Origin of the sequence: Paraniabella ginsengisoli (assembly GCF_022513635.1) — a bacterium.
GTDB lineage: Bacteria > Bacteroidota > Bacteroidia > Chitinophagales > Chitinophagaceae > Niabella > Niabella ginsengisoli.
In genome coordinates, this window is the sequence record NZ_JAKWBL010000004.1 from 764,790 (window position 1) to 782,520 (window position 17,731).

Genomic DNA, 17,731 nt, shown 5'->3' on the forward strand with positions numbered 1-17,731 from the left:
CAATCATATAGAATCTTAAAAAGCGGCTTCTTACGGGAAGCAGCTTTTCCATAGTTAGCTCAATGCTGTTTAATTAGTTTGTTGGAAAATGAAAAAAGATCGCCGGCGTAATAACTTGTGCTGGTTAAAGTGGGGAAGACTTGTTGTCTACCTGTTCCAGATCCATAACTCTCAATAGTGATATTACCTACTGTTATGGGATACATTGCTGGCGTATCATCAACCCTTTTTCTGATATACCAATCGTCAGAGTTGAAAGTGATCGTATACCGCTTGTTCATTTCTATAGGTAGCGATTGTATATCATGAACGAGGTCTATTCCATTTGACACATTATTCACAGTTTCTGTCCTGATCACTTCCTGATTGCTGGCATCCCAAAATGTAACTCTAATATTAGTTGCATTATCAGGTATTTTAATCCTGATAGCTTTGATCATTCCATTTACTTTAGAGGTAAATGTTATGCCAAACTCATAGTTACCTGAATTGACAATGCGCGCTGTTGTTTCGCTAAAACCACTAACAGCGAGAAATTCTAACAGCGGGTCTTCTTCAGGATAGGATTTTATCTGATCTTTTGTGCAACTGCTCATTACCAGGCAAGCTACCAATACAGCAAAAATTGCACTTTTCATCAGTTTATTGTTTTCTTTCATTTGCTCTCCTATTCACCCGAATTTTCAAGAGTAAATTATTGTAGAGCAGATTTAAATACGAAAATACGAGCATAACGGATTTAATTTAAAAATAATATAATTATTAAAGCCGGCTTGTTTCAATGTTGCCTGTATTAACTGCAGCTATTGATAACTATCTTTGAAGTCTGATGAACAATCCTAATTTGAATAAAGAGAAACAAGGGCTTAATACCGCAGATCGTGAATTTGAAAATACGATTCGCCCCGGTCAGATAAAAGAATTTGCCGGCCAACCTCAGCTTATTGAAAACCTGACCATATTTATAAAAGCCGCTAAAATTAGAGGTGAAGCGTTAGATCATGTGCTGTTTCACGGTCCTCCCGGCCTTGGAAAAACAACACTGTCGCGCATTGTAGCCAATGAGTTGGGCGTAAATATTAAAGAAACAAGCGGCCCGGTTATTGAAAAACCCGGAGATTTAGCAGGGTTACTTACATCTTTGGAGCCGAATGATGTTTTGTTTATTGATGAAATACATCGTTTAAGTAATGTTGTTGAAGAATATCTGTATGCAGCGATGGAGGATTACCGGTTAGATATTTTGATCGATACTGGTCCCAATGCACGAAGTATACAGCTTTCTCTAAATCCGTTCACACTGATTGGCGCTACAACACGCAGCGGATTGCTTACAGCTCCGTTGCTTTCAAGGTTTGCAATAAAGTCAAGGCTTGAATATTATACCGCAGAAGTTCTAACAAAAATTGTTTTGCGTTCAGCAAATATTTTGAAAGTAAGTATTGAAGAAAAGGCGGCAAAAGAAATAGCAGCAAGAAGCCGTGCCACGCCTCGTATTGCTAATGGACTGTTACGCCGTGTGCGTGATTTTGCCCAGGTTTTAAATGATGGTGAAATTGATTTGGGCATTACACAACATGCCTTAAAAGCGTTGAATGTAGATGAGTATGGTCTTGATGAAATGGACAATCGGATATTGCTTGCGATCATTGAAAAATTTAAAGGAGGCCCCGTTGGTATTACAACTATTGCAACTGCGGTAGGCGAAGAAGCCGGAACGATCGAAGAGGTTTACGAACCTTTTTTAATTCAAGAAGGCTTTTTACAACGAACACCGCGCGGCCGTGAAGTAACGCATAAGGCGTATGAACATTTGGGCAAAAAGCCCAACCGTGGTGGTTCCCCGATGATGGACCTGGGGTTCTAAATTAAACATTAAAACGGTTCTGTATTATTTATTCAACATAGCCCAAGAATTAATTCTTGGGCTATGAGTTGTTGAAATTATTTTAATAAATGGATTTATCCATTTAAAATTAAATCCTCATCCTTTACGCTTGCACCACCAGCCTGAAACCGTTACCGTGAATATTCACGATCTCAATTTTATCATCATCTTTCAGGTACTTTCTTAATTTGGCGATGTACACATCCATGCTGCGGCCATTAAAGTAAGTATCGCTTCCCCAGATTTTTTTTAATGCTTGTTCACGTGGTAACAGATCATTTAAATGCTCTGCCAACATTTTCAACAACTCGTTTTCTTTAGGAGAAAGTGTTTGCGTATTGTCGGCATGTATTAACTGGCGAAGTTTAGGATTGAAATGATAACTCGACAGCGTGTACTCTTTGTTTTCCGTTTCTTTGTTCAGTTCCTCGTTGCGCTTTAAAATAGCTTTTATTTTAAGCAATAAAACTTCACTGTCGAAAGGTTTGGTGATATAATCATCAGCGCCTAGTTTGTAACCCTGAATAATATCTTCTTTCATGGTTTTGGCGCTTAAAAAGAAAAGGGGTACATCTGCATCAATATCGCGTATTTCTTCTGCAAGTGTAAAGCCGTCCATGTGAGGCATCATTACATCCAGCAGGCAAAGATCAAATTTTTCTCTTTGGAAAGCTGCAAGGCCCAGTCGTCCATCTCTTTCAAGAGTTACTTCATAATCGTTCAACTCTAAATAATTCTTCAACACATTTCCCAGGTTAGGATCATCTTCACACAATAATAGGTGCGGTTTATTTGCTTCCATTGTATTAATATTTAATGTTTTCTAACAACAAATAAAGTTAATGGTTTTAATACATACATAATCGGCAGCCGAATTTTTTGTTAAAGATGGGGAGACGGGAAGTTGAAAAAGTTAACAAGTTGAAGGTCAGCCTGACCGAACGGGCAGGGTTGAAAAGGCTTTTGCTGGCGATTTAAAAGACCTTCGTGGTTTTTAAAACCACGGGAGGTCTCATAAAAATCGTTTATGTAGGATGCCTATATAGTCGGGACGATGAAGCGAGCGTGGCAAGGCTGATGCCATATATTTATTGCTGGTAACATAAAAATATCATACTGATTTAGCCGCGATGAATTTTTCCTTTTGAATTATCCATAGTATATTCAAAAAAATTACTATGGCTGATGCATTAAAGTTTCAGGAAGCTGTGCAGGCTGGATATACGTTTAAAGGTGAAAGTTATAAAATAGGCCGCGCCATGCTTGATGGCCAGGTTGTAGAAGGGGCGGATGTTTTGATTCCGTTTAAAACATTGAACCGGCACGGACTTATTGCAGGCGCTACAGGCACCGGTAAAACCAAAACACTTCAGGTACTGGCGGAAGGATTGAGCGATGCCAGTATTCCGGTTGTGCTGATGGATATTAAGGGCGATTTAAGTGGCATTGGTGCAGCGGGTGAGACGAATGAAAAAATCAATTCTCGTAGCCAGCAATTGGGTATTGAATTTAAACCTGCTGCATACCCGATAGAATTTTTAACGCTTAGCAATGAAAAGGGTACGCGTATGCGCGCGACGGTAAGCGAGTTTGGGCCAATTCTGCTATCCAAAATTCTTGATTTAAATGATACGCAAGGTGGCCTGGTTTCGATGATCTTTAAATATTGCGACGACAATAAACTGCCTTTATTAGATTTAAAGGATTTTATTAAAGTGCTGCAATTTGTAAGCGATGAAGGGAAAGCTGAATTAGAAAAAGACTATGGAAAAGTTTCGACAACTTCTACCGGAACTATTCTTAGAAAAGTAATCGAATTGCAACAACAAGGCGCCGATCTGTTTTTTGGAGAAAGAAGTTTTGATGTGGAGGATCTGATGCGTATTAGTGGCGACGGGCGCGGCATGATATCTGTTGTGCGTGTTACTGATTTGCAGGACAGGCCTAAGCTGTTCTCTACATTTATGTTGCAATTGCTGGCAGAGTTGTATGCATCCAGCCCCGAAGAAGGTGATTCGGATAAACCCAAGCTGGTACTGTTTATCGATGAAGCTCATCTGATTTTTAATGAAGCAAGTGATGCATTGTTAGATCAGATTGAAACCATTATAAAACTGATCCGCTCAAAAGGTATTGGCATTTATTTCTGCACGCAAAACCCGATGGATGTACCCGCTTCGGTATTGTCGCAATTGGGGCTTAAGGTGCAACATGCTTTACGTGCGTTTACCGCTGCCGACAGAAAAGTGATTAAACAAACTGCGGAGAATTATCCTGAAAGTGAATTTTATAAAACCGACGAATTGCTTACGCAGGTGGGTATTGGTGAAGCGCTGATAACACTGCTCAACGAAAAAGGAATACCAACGCCGCTGGTGCATTGTATGTTGCGTGCACCTCAAAGCCGGATGGATGTGCTGACAGAAGCAGAGCTGAGCAGCATTGCAAACAGTTCGAAAATTGCCAGGCATTACAATGAAACCATTGACAGTAATAGCGCTTATGAAATATTGAACCAGAAATTAACAGAAGCTGCTAATAGAAACGCCGAAGCCGTAAAACAAAAAGAAGAAGCAAAAACGCAAAAGCAGGAAAAGGGGATTTTGGATAACACTATTGTGAAAGGCATGATGCGTACAGCCGGTAACCAAATTGTGCGCTCGCTATTGGGCGCTATTGGTCTCAGCGGCGGAAGCCGGAGAAGAAAAACAAAAAGCTGGTTTTAATTTGCTTATCATAGCCCACGGTTTAAACCGTGGGCTATGATAAGCGTGGGCAAATCGTACTCGCCACATTCTATTCCCTACTCGCTACTTTAATAATGCACATTAATCACGCTGTTCAGCGGAATAAGCCTTCCTGCTTTAAGTGTTAAGTAATTATCTGTAAGCGACCATACTGTAGTAAAAACCGTTCGTTCGCCTTCGCTTGTATTGAATGTAATGCTTGTTTTGCTTTTAAACTCGTTTCCCAGCCTTACCGCATATTGTAATTTTTCTTTCCAAAAGGCGGTTTTGTCTTCCTCTGCCGGAATGATCGTGTAATTTGCTAACTCCTCTTTTTCAATTATATGTTCTGACATAAAAAATAAATTCTATTAAAATCAAATTTAGATAATTAAATGATTGACGTTAAAAAAAGCGAATAGTTTTTTATTGATTTGTTAAGGTCTTATTTTTTACTTTTCCATTTCTCCGAAATCGTTATCTGCTCCCAAGTCCAACTTTGCCTGTTGAAAATCTTTTGGCCGGCTATAATTCAGCAATTGCTTCATTTTACCGGCTTGCGAAAAGAAATTATCCTTTCCTGTATGAAGTTGTTTTACGGCATCATCATATTTAATACGGGCAGTATCAAGTTGTTTTCCTACGCCATCCAGATTTTCTACAAAACTGATCAGCTTCTCATACATTTTCATGGCGCGGTTGGCAATTTCTTCGCTGTTCCTTTCATTTCTTTCCCGCTTCCACAGATCGGCTAATAATTTCAACGCAGCAATTAAATTAGTGGGACTTATAAGCAGGATACGCCTATCGTAAGCATATTCCCAAATATTGGCATCGCCTTTTAAGGCTGCGAAATAAGCAGCCTCATTAGGCACAAACATCATTACAAAATCCATTGCCTTATCGTAATCATCATAAGCCTTTACATGCAATTCATCAATATGGGCTTTTACTGATCGAACATGTGCCAGCAATTCAGCCTCTTGCAATGTTTCGTCTTCGGCTTCTGCGTATCGTACAAAAGCAGTCAAAGATACTTTTGCATCAATGATCACATGCCGATTATCTGGATAAACGATCAACGCATCTGGCCTCATTTTTTACCGCTTACTGCGCTAAGCAGTGCTTTGCCGTCAACACCATATAGCTGGTGTTCCATAAAAAATTCTTCGTTTTTTCGCAACCCGGATTTGTCCAGTATTCTTTCCAATATTAATTCTCCCCAACGTCCCTGGGTTTTAGATTCGCTTTTTAAAGCTCGTGTCAGGTTTTGCGCTTCTTTGCTTAGTTGTTGATTCAGCAGTACCAGGTTTTTCACTTCATTCTGTAAAGAAAAACGTTCATTGCTTTCTTTACCGTAAGAGTCCTGAACTTGCTTTTTAAACTCGCGGATATTTTCTCCCAATGGCTCCAGGAGTGTTTTCATATTCGCTTTATTCAATTCAGTAAATGTGCCTGTTTTTGTTTCCAGTATTTTATTGGCAATATTCTCAAACTCGGTGTTGAACTTCTTGCCCATCGCTTCCATTTCTATTTTTTGGGTTTGAAGTTTTTCATTCAAAGCATTGTTGGTTGCTATTGCAGTAGCAAGCTGTTGCTGAAGAGCAGCGTGTTCTTTTAAAAGCTGTTCCGATTGAGAACGTGTTCTTAACAATTCATTGTTTTTTTCAATAAAGTTTTGTCTTGATGTATCGTATGCTGCTTTTACCGAGGCATATTGCTGACGTGTGTTATCAAGTTCCGCATTGGCAGCAATAAGGTCTTGTTTTAAGGATACTAAATCCTGCTGACGAACGATCAATGCATCATTTGCTGCTTCTAACTGCGATGCCGATGTGGCTTTTAAAGTAACCAGCTCCCGTTCCAACGTGCCATATTTTTCCTGGGCTGCTTCTTTAACACGCTGCAATTCAGATGATGCGCGGCTTTTGGCAATAAGCCATCCAATTAACAGTCCGATAATAATTCCGATCGATAGGTATAATATAATTTCCATGCTAAATAACTGATATGTTACGAATATAGGAATTGCAAACTGCAGGTAATGTTTCACAGCTCGTCGTGCCTGTTCTTTTATATTTATTTAACAAAGTAAAAAGTTGTTTTGTTTTTTCGGGTCTGGTTTTTGGACCTTATTACCTGATAAAAAAGTAATGAACCTCTAAACACTAAATCATGAGCAAGAAAATAGCTATACTCGCTACAAACGGGTTTGAAGAAAGCGAATTAAAATCTCTAAAGAACATATTGAGCAGCAAGGTTGGGAAGCGCATATCGTAAGCCCTGAAGCGGGTTCTATAAAAGCATGGACTAATAAAAACTGGGGGCCTGAATATACAGTTGATAAAACTTTAAATGATGTGACTGCAGATGAATACGATGCATTGGTATTGCCTGGAGGCGTTATTAATCCGGATAAGTTGCGTACGAATGACGAAGCAGTGCGTTTTGTGAAAGATTTTTTTGACCAGGGAAAACCAGTAGCAGCTATTTGTCATGGCCCGCAAACATTGATAAATGCGGATGTTGTAAATGGCAGAAAACTTACTTCTGTAAAAGCAATAAGCCAGGATCTTATTAATGCTGGCGCAAATTGGGTGGATGAGGAAGTTGTGGTGGACGAAGGATTGGTAACCAGCCGTACGCCTGAAGACCTTCCCGCTTTTAATAAGAAATTGGTGGAAGAGATCAAAGAAGGTATTCACGTGTAATTATTAAATCAATCAAAGAAAGACCGCCCTTAACGAGCGGTCTTTTTTTATGCAAACACCATTATTTAGATCCACAGCTTTTGTAAAAGCTATTATTGTGCGTCACGCTTCGAGACAATTTACAAATCGGTGATCTATAAAACTTTCAGCTATTATTCATAAATTTGACACTATGAGAGCAGCAGAAATAAATACCACAATTGTTGACGGTTACATTGGTCTTTTAGACAATTTAAGCACAAACAACAAACTTGATCTTATCACTAAGTTGACCGCTTCAATTAAGACTGACCTGAGCAATAAAAAATCGTCCTTTAAAAAAGCCTTTGGTGCATTTGATTCAAAAAAGACTGCAGAAGAAATTATAGAAGAAATCCGTAACAGCAGAGTTTCCACCAGGCAAATCGAATCGTTTTGAAAAAGTATCTCATTGATACCAATATTGCCATATTTTACATGAAAGGCAAGTTTGACCTGGAGGCAAAATTTGACAATGCAGCCGCAGATAATTGCTTTATTTCCGAGATGACTTTGGCTGAACTTAAATTTGGTGTTGAGAAAAGTGAGAAACCTGAAAAAAATAAAAAAACCTTAGACAACTTCTTAACCGGCGTACAAATACTCCCTATTTTTCATTGCTTAGACTTGTACGCAAAAGAAAAGGCTCGACTACAAAAAGCTGGAACTCCAATTGACGATTTTGATCTTTTGATTGGTGTGACTTCTGTAACACATAAGTTGATCATGGTTACTAACAATACAAATCATTTTAAACGTATTAGCGAAATTAAATTGGAAGATTGGACGACAGTAGAATAGCACGAACACACAATACTGTATTGCTTCCTTATCTCAAATACCTGATTTTTGAACGAAACCTGCCAGGCTATCATTAGCTAATACATGTAACCAGTTTCCTGATCTCGCCTGTACTTTTAAACTTTCATTTTTTTGAAGCTGGATAATGGTGGAGTATTTAGAGCCGGGGCCACTTCGTAATACAGTATTGCCGGATCTTTGGATAACAGAATCATTGATGGAGAATTTTTTATAATCAGGAATATCCTGTTGTCTTACAAAATGTAAAGGATTAACAGCGCCACCTCTACCATACACACCAAAATGAAGATGGGGAGCACCACCGGCGGCATTTCCTGTATTTCCTACAAAGCCTAAAGTGTCGCCTTTTTTAACGCTGCTGCCATTCGATGTTTTGATGCTGTCTAAATGCGCATAGTAAACGCTATAATCAGCCACATTTTCGCGTAGCCAAACCTGTTTGCCTCCAAGTCCTTTCTCACCTGTAAAGCCAATACTTCCATCTGCTACCGCAACAACAGGAGTGCCGCGGGAAGCGAAAATATCTATCCCTTCATGCGACCTTCCGCCTCCGTCGCGGGCAGCGCCCCAATAACTTTGAATAGCACTGTTGCCTTTGCCCGCTACAGGGAACAGGTATGCAGGTTGTGTATAAATTCTGATATGATAAATACCAGAATCTCCAATTGGAGGCTGTAAGCTGATTAGCACGCTATCATTAGTAGCTGCCACCCAACTCACGCGATGCTCTTTTTCCTTAAGTTCGGCTAGCGGGGCATCGGTTCCGGAGCTAGTAGCTAGCAAAGAAAAAAGTTCGAGAAAAATTGTGCTACTATCACTTGGCTTTTGCAGTTCAGCTATCAGCATTTCTCCTCCTTTCAATGCGGTTTTATAAATCAGTGCGGATGCGCTTGTTTGCCTTATCTGCATGCTGAATACAAAAGGAAGTTCTATTGATAATGGCTGAGCCATAGCTGTTTCGTATGCCCTCTTCCATGTATTAAAGGCGCTATCTTTTTTACTGAAACCACTTTCGTATTTGCCACGTACTGTTTTTTGCAACAGCGGGCGAAGCTGTTTGCAAGAGATGATAAGAAAACATATGAATACGTATGGCCAATACTTCATAAGAAGAGACAATACAAAACTGTGCCGAGATGACTTTTTGAAAAACGGTTGAATATTTATTTAAGAACTCCGCCCAAACAATTTAACCACATAGGCACATAGTATTTAATTCTTATAAGGATATATAGATACCGCCGAAGGCGGATCACAGCAACCGGCAATTAGGCTATTATGTGTTTTATGTTTCCTTTTAGTATCACGACATCCTATGCAACTATGTGGTTTATTCTTATTTAAAAATACGTAAGCTATTTTGACAAACATCCTAAGCTACCACAACGACCAACCGCCACCAACTTTTCCTTTAGCTCCCGACGGGCGCAGGTTGTATGTAAAAGTGGCCATAAAATATTGCCCAATGATATTACTGTAAGTTGTTCTGATCGTATTTTGATTGGGAATAATATCCGTATTTCTGGTTTGGTTCAGTAAGTCGTTCGCAAATATTCTTAACACCGCTCTTTCGTCTTTGAAAAAAGTGAAATTTACACCAGCATTCCACATAAACATTTTGCGATATTCAGGATTTGCGAAAGCATTATTATTGAGATAGCGTAATTCTGTATCAAAGATTACATGCTTGATATAACGCATAACAGCTTCAATTCCTATTGTTTGATCAAAGCTGCTTTGTGGCGTAAATAAAGGGTTGCTGTTTCGGACATTCAAATAGGAAAATGAATAAGCCGGGCTCAATTCCAGTTTATCGTTCCAGTTAAAACCTAAATTACTCCATATATTACTGATCAACCTTTTTTGCGTACTGGGTTCATTATTGTAAAAGAACAGGTTTTGTCTATATTCAGTCCAGGTGCCTACATTCCATGAAAAAGTAAAGCTGTTCTTATATTTGATATCCTGGTTTAACCCAAAGTTGGCCGCGATACGTTTGCTTCCATCCGCGTTAACCGGCATGATCGTTTGAATGCCGCTTTCATCCAAAGTAATACTTTGTACCACGTCATCATCGGCCACCCAGGCTTCTGCCCAACTCCACACGTTAAGATTATTTTTTGGATTGAATGTATTTAGATTGACATAAACTCTATCCATAACAGCAGGTAAAAGATTTGTATTTCCTAAATTAACCAAATAGGGATTGGTGTTGTTTCTCACAGGGATCATGTAGTAATAGTCGGGCAGCACGATTTCTCTTGTATAGTTAACCGTTAGTTTTTTATAAGTTATTTCCAGTTGAGGTAATATATTATTGAGTTTCTGTATAACCGGTGTTGATAAAACAGAAAGCTGGTTGTCAAATTGTTGATATTGATAACGTACGCCCGGAGTTATGGCAAGATCTTTATGTTTAAACTCTAACCCGGTACTTAAAGCATAGCGATTGCCGCTGCGGGAGAAGCCGCTACTCAGGTCGTCATTTCTTTGATCGTATGCTGTGTTGCCTTTATCAAAAGTTAAAATGTCATTCTTCAGATTCTCATACTCATACCTGGCGCCTGCACGTAGGAATAATTTTTTGCTCAAAGGTTCGCGGTAGTTAATACCTGCAAAAGCAAACCATGTCGGCACCCGCTCCTGTCTTAGTTGATTGGTAAGGCTGTCAAATGGATTAGGGTATATATAATTGATCCGTGCATCTGTATAATTATCCACCGATCGGTTATTCCACGTAAGGCCTTGTGCAAAAGATATACGCCTTCCGGTTTTCTTTTTGGACAAGCGTGTCAATGAAAAGTTCTCCCTAAATATATCGTTGCCCGTTTCTCCATTAATATTTACAGCGCCTTCGTTCAGGTTACCTCTGAAGTTATTGATGCCACTTTGATTATTGGTGCTATTGGTACGTTCATCTGCCAGTATGTAATTAGCCGTTGCCGTTATCGTTGTTAAGGTATCTGGCTTAAGGTTCAGGCCTACACCCAAAGTATGCGTAATCCCTTTTACTGCTGCGTTGTATAAGGAAGCATTTGTAACTACCGTATCGCCTTTGAAAATTTTTGTAGAATTGTTAGTTTCAAGATCGGTTTTTACATGTCCCAAATAATACTGTGCAAAAAATGACTTTTTATTATTAGGAGAGTGATTAAGATTGAATCCAAGTCCACTGCTTGTTGTAACGCCACCCATACGCGACATCCCCCCAAAGTTGATGCCATTGATAGAAATGTTCGATCCGAAATTAGAATTATTACTGCTATTGTTACCGCCACCGCTAACATCTCGGTTGCGCTGCAATCCACCAGTTTGCATTAGGTCGGCCCAGCCAAAGCCAGGGCGGTTTAAGTTGTTGGTATATCCTAAAAGACTTACCTGCAATGTATCTCTGAATATATTTGCTATGGCACCTCCTTCAAAACGATCTCCGTTGATGCCACTTCCTCCACCTGCATAAGCCTTTCCAAATAATCCCTTTTTAACGCCTTTTTTAAAAGTAAGATTGATGACCTTCCCTACATTATTCAGATTATCATCGCCTCTTTCCAATAATTCGTCTTTATCGTCAGTTACCTGTATCTTATCAATAACGTTTGATGGCAAATTTCGCGAAGCCATTTTGGGATCGCTGCCAAAGAAATTTTTTCCATCTACCAAAATCCGATTGACGCGTTTACCATTTACCATAATATTTCCCTGCTTATCAACCTGCACACCAGGCAGTTTTTTAAGCAGGTCTTCTACAAGCGCGTTTGGCAAGGTTTTGAAAGCGTTGGCATTAAATTCAACGGTATCTTTTCTGATAGACATGGGAGGCCGTTCTGCAATTACCAGCACTTCGTCCAGTTGAGTAGCTGAAGGCTCCATAGAAACGGTTCCCAGGTCCTGATCAAGACTGTCTGCTGAAAGTTGAAATTCTTTTCTATGTACTGCATAGCCCGAAAAAGATACGATTAAACGGTAAGGTATGTCGGAAGAAATGCCAGGCAGCCTGAAACTCCCGTCTTCTGCGCTAAGCCGGTAAGTAACCATTGAGGTATCGGTTGCTTTGAAAACCGTTACGGTAGCCATATACAGCGGTTTTTGCGTATTGACATCTACCAACTTCCCCTTTACCGAACCTTGTGCATAAGTGTTGGATGCAGAAAAAGCAAGCGCCAAGGCAATGGCAAAAGGTAGAAAATATCTTGATAAAGCCCCTGTATTATTAATTAAAAGCCAACCTGAAAGTGTCATAGAGGATTATAAATTATAAATTGATAAAGCTATTTGTACATCGCACGCGAAACAACCAATTGCCGATGAACGGTTAAAAAAGCACGGCGAAAAGCATATTGTAAACAGCCAACAGCAAGTGAAGTACATATAACAGTCACAACTGGTAATCGTAAAAATCATCAGAATGTTACACTTATTGCGTTATCTTTTTATAAATGGTGTATTTTACCACATAAATGGCGATATGAATCACGAAATACAGGCGTATAATGAATCTCAATCTGGCGAAGAAAAATTGATTTGCGAGGAATTGGCTATTCAGATAAATAATGTGTTGCCTCAATCGGAAAGCAAGATATGGCATTCACATCCTGTGTGGTTTTTAGATGGAAATCCAATTGCAGGATATAGCAAACTAAAAAATGGAATACGTTTAATGTTTTGGAGCGGTGTCGATTTTGAAGAGGCCGACCTGAAGCCGGGAACCGGAAAGTTTAAAGATGCATCTATTACTTATACATTAAAGAAACAGATTAATAAAAAGGATTTAAAAAGATGGTTGAAAAAAGCAACCGATATTCAATGGGATTATAAAAATATAGTAAAACGTAAAGGTGTATTAGAACGACTTAAATAATCAAATTGACGAAAAAAAGAAAGTATGAATGAGGTAAAATGGGGTATTATTGGTTGTGGAGATGTTACTGAAGTAAAGAGTGGTCCCGCTTTCAATAAAGTGCCGTATTCAAACTTAGTAGCCGTAATGAGGCGCAGCCCTGATAAAGCAGCAGATTATGCTAAAAGGCATAATGTTGAAAAGTGGTACAGCGATGCGCAACAACTAATAAGCGACCCTGATGTAAATGCTATTTATGTAGCAACACCCCTTCCACACACCTGGCTTATGCGCTGGCCGCTATCGATGCCGGAAAACCAGTGTATGTAGAAAAGCCTATGGCGATGAATTTGGTTGAAGCCAAACAAATGAATGAGTATGCAAAACAAAAGGGTGTAAAACTTTCTGTAGCACATTATCGGAGGCGGCTTCCAATGTTTTTAAAGATAAAAAGCCTGTTGTCTGAAAGAGCGATTGGCGATATATCTTTTGTACAATTACATTTGCTGCAAAGTGCATCCGCTAACCTGATCGCAAACAGTGAAGATAATTGGCGCATCGACCCGGCGCTGTCGGGCGGAGGTTTATTTCATGACCTGGCTCCTCATCAATTAGATATGATGTTATATTTATTTGGAACTGCGAAGCGTGGAAAGGGTTTGCAGCCAATCAACGTAAAACAAATGCTTCGGATGATCTGGTAAGTGGCATTATCACTTTCGATAATGATATTCTTTTTAATGGTACCTGGTGTTTTAATGTAGCTGAACAGGACGCTGTAGATAGCTGTACTATTTTTGGATCTGAAGGAAGCATAAATTTCGGTTTCTTCGGAAATATCTTGACCGTTACTAAACGTGGAACCAATCAGGTAATGGAATTTGAAACTGTTGAACATGTGCAACAACCGATGATACAAAAAGTGGTCAACTATTTTTTGGGCGATGGAGAAAACCCTTGTAGCGGAGACATTGGTGTAGAAACGCTAATGTTGATGGATGAATTTACAAGTCGGAATTGGTAACGATTTAATCAAACATAATGAAAACTGTACTAATAGGTGCCACAGGCGCTACAGGAAATGAATTATTGCAACTGCTTTTACAGGATGAAATAGTGACCGAAGTAGTAGCGCTGGTACGAAAAAATTTGCCGGTAAGGCATAAAAAACTCATTGCCCATATTGTCGATTTTGACCGAACAGAAACATGGCAGCATCTTGTTATGGGAGATGTTGCATTTTCCTGCTTAGGCACTACTTTAAAAGCTGCAGGCAGTAAAGAAGCACAATATAAAGTAGATTATGAATATCAGTATGCTTTCGCAAAAGCGGCGAAAGAAAATAATATTGCAAAATTTATATTGATTTCTGCTGGTATGGCAAATGAAAAATCCCTTGTGTTTTATTCAAGAATGAAAGGCGCATTAGAACATGCGATTCAACAATTAAAGTTTCACTCGCTGATTATTTTCAGGCCTGGCTTATTATCGAGGCCAGCAACTGACAGGATGGGAGAAAAGATAAGCGAATCTGTATTGAAAGTTTTTAACCGTTTTGGCTTGTTCAATAAAATGGCGCCATTGCCGGTTAAAAAATTAGCGATGTTAATGCTGGAGTATGCTAAAAAAATCATGCAGCAGCAGAGATCATAGAGTCTGGCCGGATATTAAAGGAAGTGAAAGTATAAAATCTGATAAACCTGAAAGTTAGATAGAAAGTTCTTTGTTTAATTTTTTTAAAACCTCTTCTTTGCCAATATAGCCTTTGTTTGACCAAACCAGTTCTTTGTTTTTATAAAGATGCAAAATTGGTAACTCTTCAATGTTTAATTCTTTGGCCAACTGCTGATTGGCGTCCACGTCTAAACGGATCACTTTCACTCTGTCTTTCATATCGACAGCTATCTCCTTAAGATAAGGTTCCATTTTTTTACATGGCCCACACCATTCTGCATAAAAATCAATCAGCACTAAACTATCTGATGTTGTCAATGCATCAAACTGTGCTTTTGTCAGTTCATCAACATTTGATGGATTATTTTTTCTTCAGGTAATTGAGCCGAACGCCATTTCATGATGCCGCCATTTAGCTCATAAACATGTTTAAACCCTTTGCTGCGGAGGGTTTCAGCCGCTTTTGAACTTCTTCCACCACTTAAACAATAGACGAATAAAGGCTTCGATTTATCCAGGGCAGCAACTTGCGACTGGAAGTTTTTATCATTCCAATCGTAATTGATCGCACTCGGTAAATGGCCTTTTGCAAACTCCTGTGGCGTGCGCACATCCAGCACAACTGCATCGGGCGTAGCTTTTATTTTTTCACTAAATGCGGTTGCTTCTAATGTGTTATTCTGCTGTTGTGCATCTGCGCAACCAATCAACAAAAAAGAAAAAAGTATATATATAATAGAAGTAATGTTTTTCATTCGTATCAAAATTTAATATCTATTGCACACTTTCGATCAGATACCATATCAGCAATGCGCTTATAAATATAATACAACAGGTGAGTACTGGTATTAAAGGTGCTGATCCGCTGTAAACCTCTGTATCTATCTGGCGTTTTATTTTTTATAATTGATAAACGCAAGCAACGATGTAAGTGCACCAATTGCAACCAATACAACACCTATAACGGCCGAATGCCCTTTTTGTTGAACAACTGTTTCATGCCCTAACATTATGGAAACTTGTTTTACAAACATTGAAAATTTTACAACTACAAATCCAAAACCCATTATACCAATGGCTGTGCGTATCCATGCAAGAAAAGTTCTTTCATTAGCCAGGTGGTCATTAGTTTTTTTAGCAGGAGTTGTTGCCATATAAAAAGTTTAGAGTGTATCTACACCATCGAAAAGTTTTATCCTCTATTGGGCTGCGGTAGCGGAACAAAATCCTGTTCGTCGCCCGGTACTTTAGGAAAGGCTTCTAAATTTTGATCTGTCCAATTTCTTTTTGCGTTCTCTATCGTTTCTTTATCAGAGCTTACAAAGTTCCAGTAAATATACCTCGGTTCATCAAAAGGAGCTCCTCCGAATAAATATACGGTGCTATTTGCCGCAATTGTGAATTCACAAAGCTTGGCGTTTTTTGCAATTAATAATTGTTTAGATCCGTAATTATTGCCTTCGATGGTAACGGTGCCATCAAGTACATACATTGCAGCTTCGCCAAACAGGTCGTTACCAATGCTAATAGTTTGTTCGCTGCTGCTTTTTATTTCAATAAAAAATAATTTGCTATGCACCGGCACCGGAGACTTTCTTCCAAATACTTCACCGGCTATTAGTTTGTATGCAATGTCTCCATCTTTCCATGTTGGAATATTTTCTGCTTCTGTATGATGGAAAGAAGGTTCTTCTTGTTCAAGGTGTTTTGGAAGGCCCACCCATATTTGAAAACCATGCAAACTTTTATCGGCATGGCGCAGGTGTTCCGGAGTTCTTTCAGAATGAACAACGCCTTTACCAGCGGTCATCCAGTTTACTGCGCCCGGCTTAATTTCTACAGCACTGCCTATGCTGTCGCGATGAAAGATAGATCCTTCAAACAAATAAGTAAGTGTTGAAAGGCCAATATGCGGATGAGGCGGTACATCAAGGTTTTGATAATCTTTCATATAAACCGGCCCCATGTGATCGATAAATACAAATGGCCCAACCGATCGCTTTTCGCGAAAGGGAAGCAGGCGACCAACAAGGAAGTTTCCGATATTGGCCGCTTTTTCTTCAAGTATCATTCCTATATTAGACATAGCATTTATTTAAGAAGTTATAAACGATGGTATCCCGGAAAGCCTTTATATACAAGGCGTTTCCATTCGGGATGTTTTTTAATATATGCAAAAATGTATGGACAAAAAGGTTGTATTTCTTTATTCTCCACTTCAAGTAATAAAAAGGTTTTTTCAACCAAAGCTGCGGCCGCCCCTGTACCAGCCAGCTCTGTCGGAGCTTCGGTATGAATTAATGAAACGATACTATCTTCATCAACATCGTATTCAATAAAAGCAGTATGTCCATTTACTTCTAGTTCAAAATGCTTTTTATCGTCATCCTTTTTAAGTGAAATATTTTCAAATTCAGGCTTCATGTTTTTATTTAAATAGTTAAGAAAGTTGTAATCACATTTTTGGATCATCTATGAAGTTTGTCTTACGCTCGGTATTAGCTTCCATCCATTTGGCCATTAATCCGGCGAGTTTATATCGAATGTACTCTTCGTCGGTCATTACGAAAGCAACCAATGCTGCATCAGGATGCAAAACATCTGCTATTTTATGTAACTTATTATAATCTTCATGCGGTAATGCTTTGTCAATAATAAGCAAATCAAAACTATTATGATTAAACGCTGAAATAGCGGACTCTGCCTGGGTTTCATAAATTAAAGAAAGCGCGTCAAAGCTTTCGATGATCTTTTTAAAACTATCCAGGTTGGTTGTAGCATTAACTATAGCATATGCTTTTAAAGTTTTCATGTGTTTGTTTTTTGATTTTCATTATGAAATGAATATTTTCTTATGCTCCATTTCATGATTTCATCCTCCTGTTTTCAAAACGAATGTACCAAATACACCAAACTATTGAATTAACATAGATTAAGCGTAAATACTGAAAGATGTCCAGGGGAAAATCGTTCGAACAAGGCCAACGTTATCAGTTTAAATGAAGTATCTTTAAGCCCTCAAAATTGAACAAAGAACTCGGATCATGTTTATGGT

22 protein-coding genes and 1 pseudogene are annotated in these 17,731 nt (G+C 38.9%); 10 read left to right on the plus strand and 13 right to left on the minus strand.

The features are described from left to right. Nucleotides 1-59: 59 nt before the first annotated feature. Nucleotides 60-638: a DUF4082 domain-containing protein gene (locus MKP09_RS21325; RefSeq protein ID WP_240832281.1), complete on the minus strand. Its 579-nt coding sequence runs from the start codon at nucleotides 636-638 to the stop codon at nucleotides 60-62. A 191-nt stretch (nucleotides 639-829) separates the two neighbouring features. Between MKP09_RS21325 and ruvB the strand changes: the two genes are divergently transcribed. Next, nucleotides 830-1,867, plus strand: a complete 1,038-nt coding sequence (ruvB, locus tag MKP09_RS21330) for a Holliday junction branch migration DNA helicase RuvB (protein ID WP_240832282.1) — start codon at nucleotides 830-832, stop codon at nucleotides 1,865-1,867. A gap of 124 nt (nucleotides 1,868-1,991) precedes the next feature. On the opposite strand, the gene MKP09_RS21335 is transcribed toward ruvB, so the two are convergent. Further along, on the minus strand, nucleotides 1,992-2,690 hold the full coding sequence (locus MKP09_RS21335) for a response regulator transcription factor (RefSeq protein ID WP_240832283.1): 699 nt from the start codon (nucleotides 2,688-2,690) through the stop codon (nucleotides 1,992-1,994). A 376-nt stretch (nucleotides 2,691-3,066) separates the two neighbouring features. On the opposite strand from MKP09_RS21335, the gene MKP09_RS21340 reads away from it, so the two are divergent. Then, nucleotides 3,067-4,614, plus strand: coding sequence for a helicase HerA-like domain-containing protein (locus MKP09_RS21340; RefSeq protein WP_240832284.1), 1,548 nt, complete (start codon nucleotides 3,067-3,069; stop codon nucleotides 4,612-4,614). Between the two features lie 89 nt (nucleotides 4,615-4,703). On the opposite strand, the gene MKP09_RS21345 is transcribed toward MKP09_RS21340, so the two are convergent. The 3 genes from MKP09_RS21345 to rmuC all read right to left on the minus strand — a co-directional run bounded on the left by MKP09_RS21345 (nucleotide 4,704) and on the right by rmuC (nucleotide 6,610). After that, the gene (locus MKP09_RS21345; RefSeq protein ID WP_240832285.1) at nucleotides 4,704-4,970 is read right to left on the minus strand and encodes a hypothetical protein; all 267 of its coding nucleotides are present in this window, start codon (nucleotides 4,968-4,970) and stop codon (nucleotides 4,704-4,706) included. 96 nt (nucleotides 4,971-5,066) lie between these two features. After that, nucleotides 5,067-5,711 (minus strand): DNA recombination protein RmuC, encoded by a 645-nt coding sequence (locus MKP09_RS21350; protein WP_262915560.1) that lies wholly within the window; start codon nucleotides 5,709-5,711, stop codon nucleotides 5,067-5,069. Next, nucleotides 5,708-6,610, minus strand: coding sequence for a DNA recombination protein RmuC (gene rmuC, locus MKP09_RS26825; protein WP_262915561.1), 903 nt, complete (start codon nucleotides 6,608-6,610; stop codon nucleotides 5,708-5,710). The genes MKP09_RS21350 and rmuC overlap by 4 nt, the downstream gene beginning before the upstream one ends. A 301-nt stretch (nucleotides 6,611-6,911) precedes the next feature. On the opposite strand from rmuC, the gene MKP09_RS21355 reads away from it, so the two are divergent. The 3 genes from MKP09_RS21355 to MKP09_RS21365 all read left to right on the plus strand — a co-directional run bounded on the left by MKP09_RS21355 (nucleotide 6,912) and on the right by MKP09_RS21365 (nucleotide 8,144). After that, the gene (locus MKP09_RS21355) at nucleotides 6,912-7,325 is read left to right on the plus strand and encodes a type 1 glutamine amidotransferase domain-containing protein (RefSeq protein WP_240833352.1); all 414 of its coding nucleotides are present in this window, start codon (nucleotides 6,912-6,914) and stop codon (nucleotides 7,323-7,325) included. A gap of 172 nt (nucleotides 7,326-7,497) precedes the next feature. Continuing rightward, the gene (locus MKP09_RS21360) at nucleotides 7,498-7,743 is read left to right on the plus strand and encodes a hypothetical protein (protein WP_240832286.1); all 246 of its coding nucleotides are present in this window, start codon (nucleotides 7,498-7,500) and stop codon (nucleotides 7,741-7,743) included. Next, nucleotides 7,740-8,144, plus strand: a complete 405-nt coding sequence (locus MKP09_RS21365; protein WP_240832287.1) for a type II toxin-antitoxin system VapC family toxin — start codon at nucleotides 7,740-7,742, stop codon at nucleotides 8,142-8,144. Before MKP09_RS21360 ends, MKP09_RS21365 begins: the two co-directional genes overlap by 4 nt. A gap of 33 nt (nucleotides 8,145-8,177) precedes the next feature. Here the strand turns inward: MKP09_RS21365 and MKP09_RS21370 are convergent, their stop codons facing one another. Continuing rightward, nucleotides 8,178-9,206 (minus strand): M23 family metallopeptidase, encoded by a 1,029-nt coding sequence (locus MKP09_RS21370; RefSeq protein ID WP_240832288.1) that lies wholly within the window; start codon nucleotides 9,204-9,206, stop codon nucleotides 8,178-8,180. A 336-nt stretch (nucleotides 9,207-9,542) separates the two neighbouring features. Next, on the minus strand, nucleotides 9,543-12,404 hold the full coding sequence (locus tag MKP09_RS21375; protein WP_240832289.1) for an outer membrane beta-barrel protein: 2,862 nt from the start codon (nucleotides 12,402-12,404) through the stop codon (nucleotides 9,543-9,545). 166 nt (nucleotides 12,405-12,570) lie between these two features. Between MKP09_RS21375 and MKP09_RS21380 the strand changes: the two genes are divergently transcribed. The 5 genes and pseudogenes from MKP09_RS21380 (at nucleotide 12,571) to MKP09_RS21400 (ending at nucleotide 14,655) form a co-directional block, all read left to right on the plus strand. Further along, nucleotides 12,571-13,023: a DUF1801 domain-containing protein gene (locus MKP09_RS21380; protein ID WP_240832290.1), complete on the plus strand. Its 453-nt coding sequence runs from the start codon at nucleotides 12,571-12,573 to the stop codon at nucleotides 13,021-13,023. Between the two features lie 24 nt (nucleotides 13,024-13,047). Then, a pseudogene (locus MKP09_RS21385) lies at nucleotides 13,048-13,358 on the plus strand (Gfo/Idh/MocA family protein); the annotation flags it as partial. A gap of 78 nt (nucleotides 13,359-13,436) precedes the next feature. Further along, nucleotides 13,437-13,706, plus strand: coding sequence for a Gfo/Idh/MocA family protein (locus MKP09_RS21390; RefSeq protein WP_240833353.1), 270 nt, complete (start codon nucleotides 13,437-13,439; stop codon nucleotides 13,704-13,706). A 137-nt stretch (nucleotides 13,707-13,843) separates the two neighbouring features. Beyond that, the gene (locus MKP09_RS21395; protein WP_240832291.1) at nucleotides 13,844-14,026 is read left to right on the plus strand and encodes a hypothetical protein; all 183 of its coding nucleotides are present in this window, start codon (nucleotides 13,844-13,846) and stop codon (nucleotides 14,024-14,026) included. Nucleotides 14,027-14,043: 17 nt separating this feature from the next. After that, nucleotides 14,044-14,655 (plus strand): NAD(P)H-binding protein, encoded by a 612-nt coding sequence (locus MKP09_RS21400; RefSeq protein WP_240832292.1) that lies wholly within the window; start codon nucleotides 14,044-14,046, stop codon nucleotides 14,653-14,655. A gap of 54 nt (nucleotides 14,656-14,709) precedes the next feature. Here MKP09_RS21400 and MKP09_RS21405 read toward each other — a convergent pair whose 3' ends face one another. The 6 genes from MKP09_RS21405 to MKP09_RS21430 form a co-directional block, all read right to left on the minus strand. Continuing rightward, nucleotides 14,710-14,994 carry a thioredoxin family protein gene (locus MKP09_RS21405; RefSeq protein WP_240832293.1) on the minus strand — a complete coding sequence of 95 codons (285 nt, stop codon included), beginning with the start codon at nucleotides 14,992-14,994 and terminating at the stop codon, nucleotides 14,710-14,712. Nucleotides 14,995-15,014: 20 nt separating this feature from the next. After that, nucleotides 15,015-15,431: a rhodanese-like domain-containing protein gene (locus MKP09_RS21410; protein ID WP_240832294.1), complete on the minus strand. Its 417-nt coding sequence runs from the start codon at nucleotides 15,429-15,431 to the stop codon at nucleotides 15,015-15,017. A 138-nt stretch (nucleotides 15,432-15,569) separates the two neighbouring features. Beyond that, complete coding sequence (locus MKP09_RS21415) at nucleotides 15,570-15,830, minus strand: YidH family protein (protein ID WP_240832295.1); 261 nt, start codon at nucleotides 15,828-15,830, stop codon at nucleotides 15,570-15,572. 38 nt (nucleotides 15,831-15,868) lie between these two features. Next, nucleotides 15,869-16,762: a pirin family protein gene (locus tag MKP09_RS21420; RefSeq protein ID WP_240832296.1), complete on the minus strand. Its 894-nt coding sequence runs from the start codon at nucleotides 16,760-16,762 to the stop codon at nucleotides 15,869-15,871. 17 nt (nucleotides 16,763-16,779) lie between these two features. After that, on the minus strand, nucleotides 16,780-17,100 hold the full coding sequence (locus tag MKP09_RS21425) for a GNAT family N-acetyltransferase (protein WP_240832297.1): 321 nt from the start codon (nucleotides 17,098-17,100) through the stop codon (nucleotides 16,780-16,782). Nucleotides 17,101-17,131: 31 nt separating this feature from the next. Next, nucleotides 17,132-17,488, minus strand: coding sequence for a hypothetical protein (locus tag MKP09_RS21430; protein ID WP_240832299.1), 357 nt, complete (start codon nucleotides 17,486-17,488; stop codon nucleotides 17,132-17,134). Nucleotides 17,489-17,731: the final 243 nt, after the last annotated feature.

What these genes read in the sequence shown, in the direction of transcription:
- MKP09_RS21335 (WP_240832283.1), bottom strand. Translation starts at nt 2,690, where the DNA reads ATGGAAGCAAATAAACCGCACCTATTATTGTGTGAAGATGATCCTAAC.
- MKP09_RS21345 (WP_240832285.1), bottom strand. Translation starts at nt 4,970, where the DNA reads ATGTCAGAACATATAATTGAAAAAGAGGAGTTAGCAAATTACACGATC.
- MKP09_RS21350 (WP_262915560.1), bottom strand. Translation starts at nt 5,711, where the DNA reads ATGAGGCCAGATGCGTTGATCGTTTATCCAGATAATCGGCATGTGATC.
- MKP09_RS21400 (WP_240832292.1), top strand. Translation starts at nt 14,044, where the DNA reads ATGAAAACTGTACTAATAGGTGCCACAGGCGCTACAGGAAATGAATTA.
- ruvB (WP_240832282.1), top strand. Translation starts at nt 830, where the DNA reads ATGAACAATCCTAATTTGAATAAAGAGAAACAAGGGCTTAATACCGCA.
- MKP09_RS21360 (WP_240832286.1), top strand. Translation starts at nt 7,498, where the DNA reads ATGAGAGCAGCAGAAATAAATACCACAATTGTTGACGGTTACATTGGT.
- MKP09_RS21325 (WP_240832281.1), bottom strand. Translation starts at nt 638, where the DNA reads ATGAAAAGTGCAATTTTTGCTGTATTGGTAGCTTGCCTGGTAATGAGC.
- MKP09_RS21420 (WP_240832296.1), bottom strand. Translation starts at nt 16,762, where the DNA reads ATGTCTAATATAGGAATGATACTTGAAGAAAAAGCGGCCAATATCGGA.
- MKP09_RS21425 (WP_240832297.1), bottom strand. Translation starts at nt 17,100, where the DNA reads ATGAAGCCTGAATTTGAAAATATTTCACTTAAAAAGGATGACGATAAA.
- MKP09_RS21415 (WP_240832295.1), bottom strand. Translation starts at nt 15,830, where the DNA reads ATGGCAACAACTCCTGCTAAAAAAACTAATGACCACCTGGCTAATGAA.
- MKP09_RS21380 (WP_240832290.1), top strand. Translation starts at nt 12,571, where the DNA reads ATGTTACACTTATTGCGTTATCTTTTTATAAATGGTGTATTTTACCAC.
- MKP09_RS21375 (WP_240832289.1), bottom strand. Translation starts at nt 12,404, where the DNA reads ATGACACTTTCAGGTTGGCTTTTAATTAATAATACAGGGGCTTTATCA.
- MKP09_RS21410 (WP_240832294.1), bottom strand. Translation starts at nt 15,431, where the DNA reads ATGAAAAACATTACTTCTATTATATATATACTTTTTTCTTTTTTGTTG.
- rmuC (WP_262915561.1), bottom strand. Translation starts at nt 6,610, where the DNA reads ATGGAAATTATATTATACCTATCGATCGGAATTATTATCGGACTGTTA.
- MKP09_RS21390 (WP_240833353.1), top strand. Translation starts at nt 13,437, where the DNA reads ATGTTTTTAAAGATAAAAAGCCTGTTGTCTGAAAGAGCGATTGGCGAT.
- MKP09_RS21340 (WP_240832284.1), top strand. Translation starts at nt 3,067, where the DNA reads ATGGCTGATGCATTAAAGTTTCAGGAAGCTGTGCAGGCTGGATATACG.
- MKP09_RS21430 (WP_240832299.1), bottom strand. Translation starts at nt 17,488, where the DNA reads ATGAAAACTTTAAAAGCATATGCTATAGTTAATGCTACAACCAACCTG.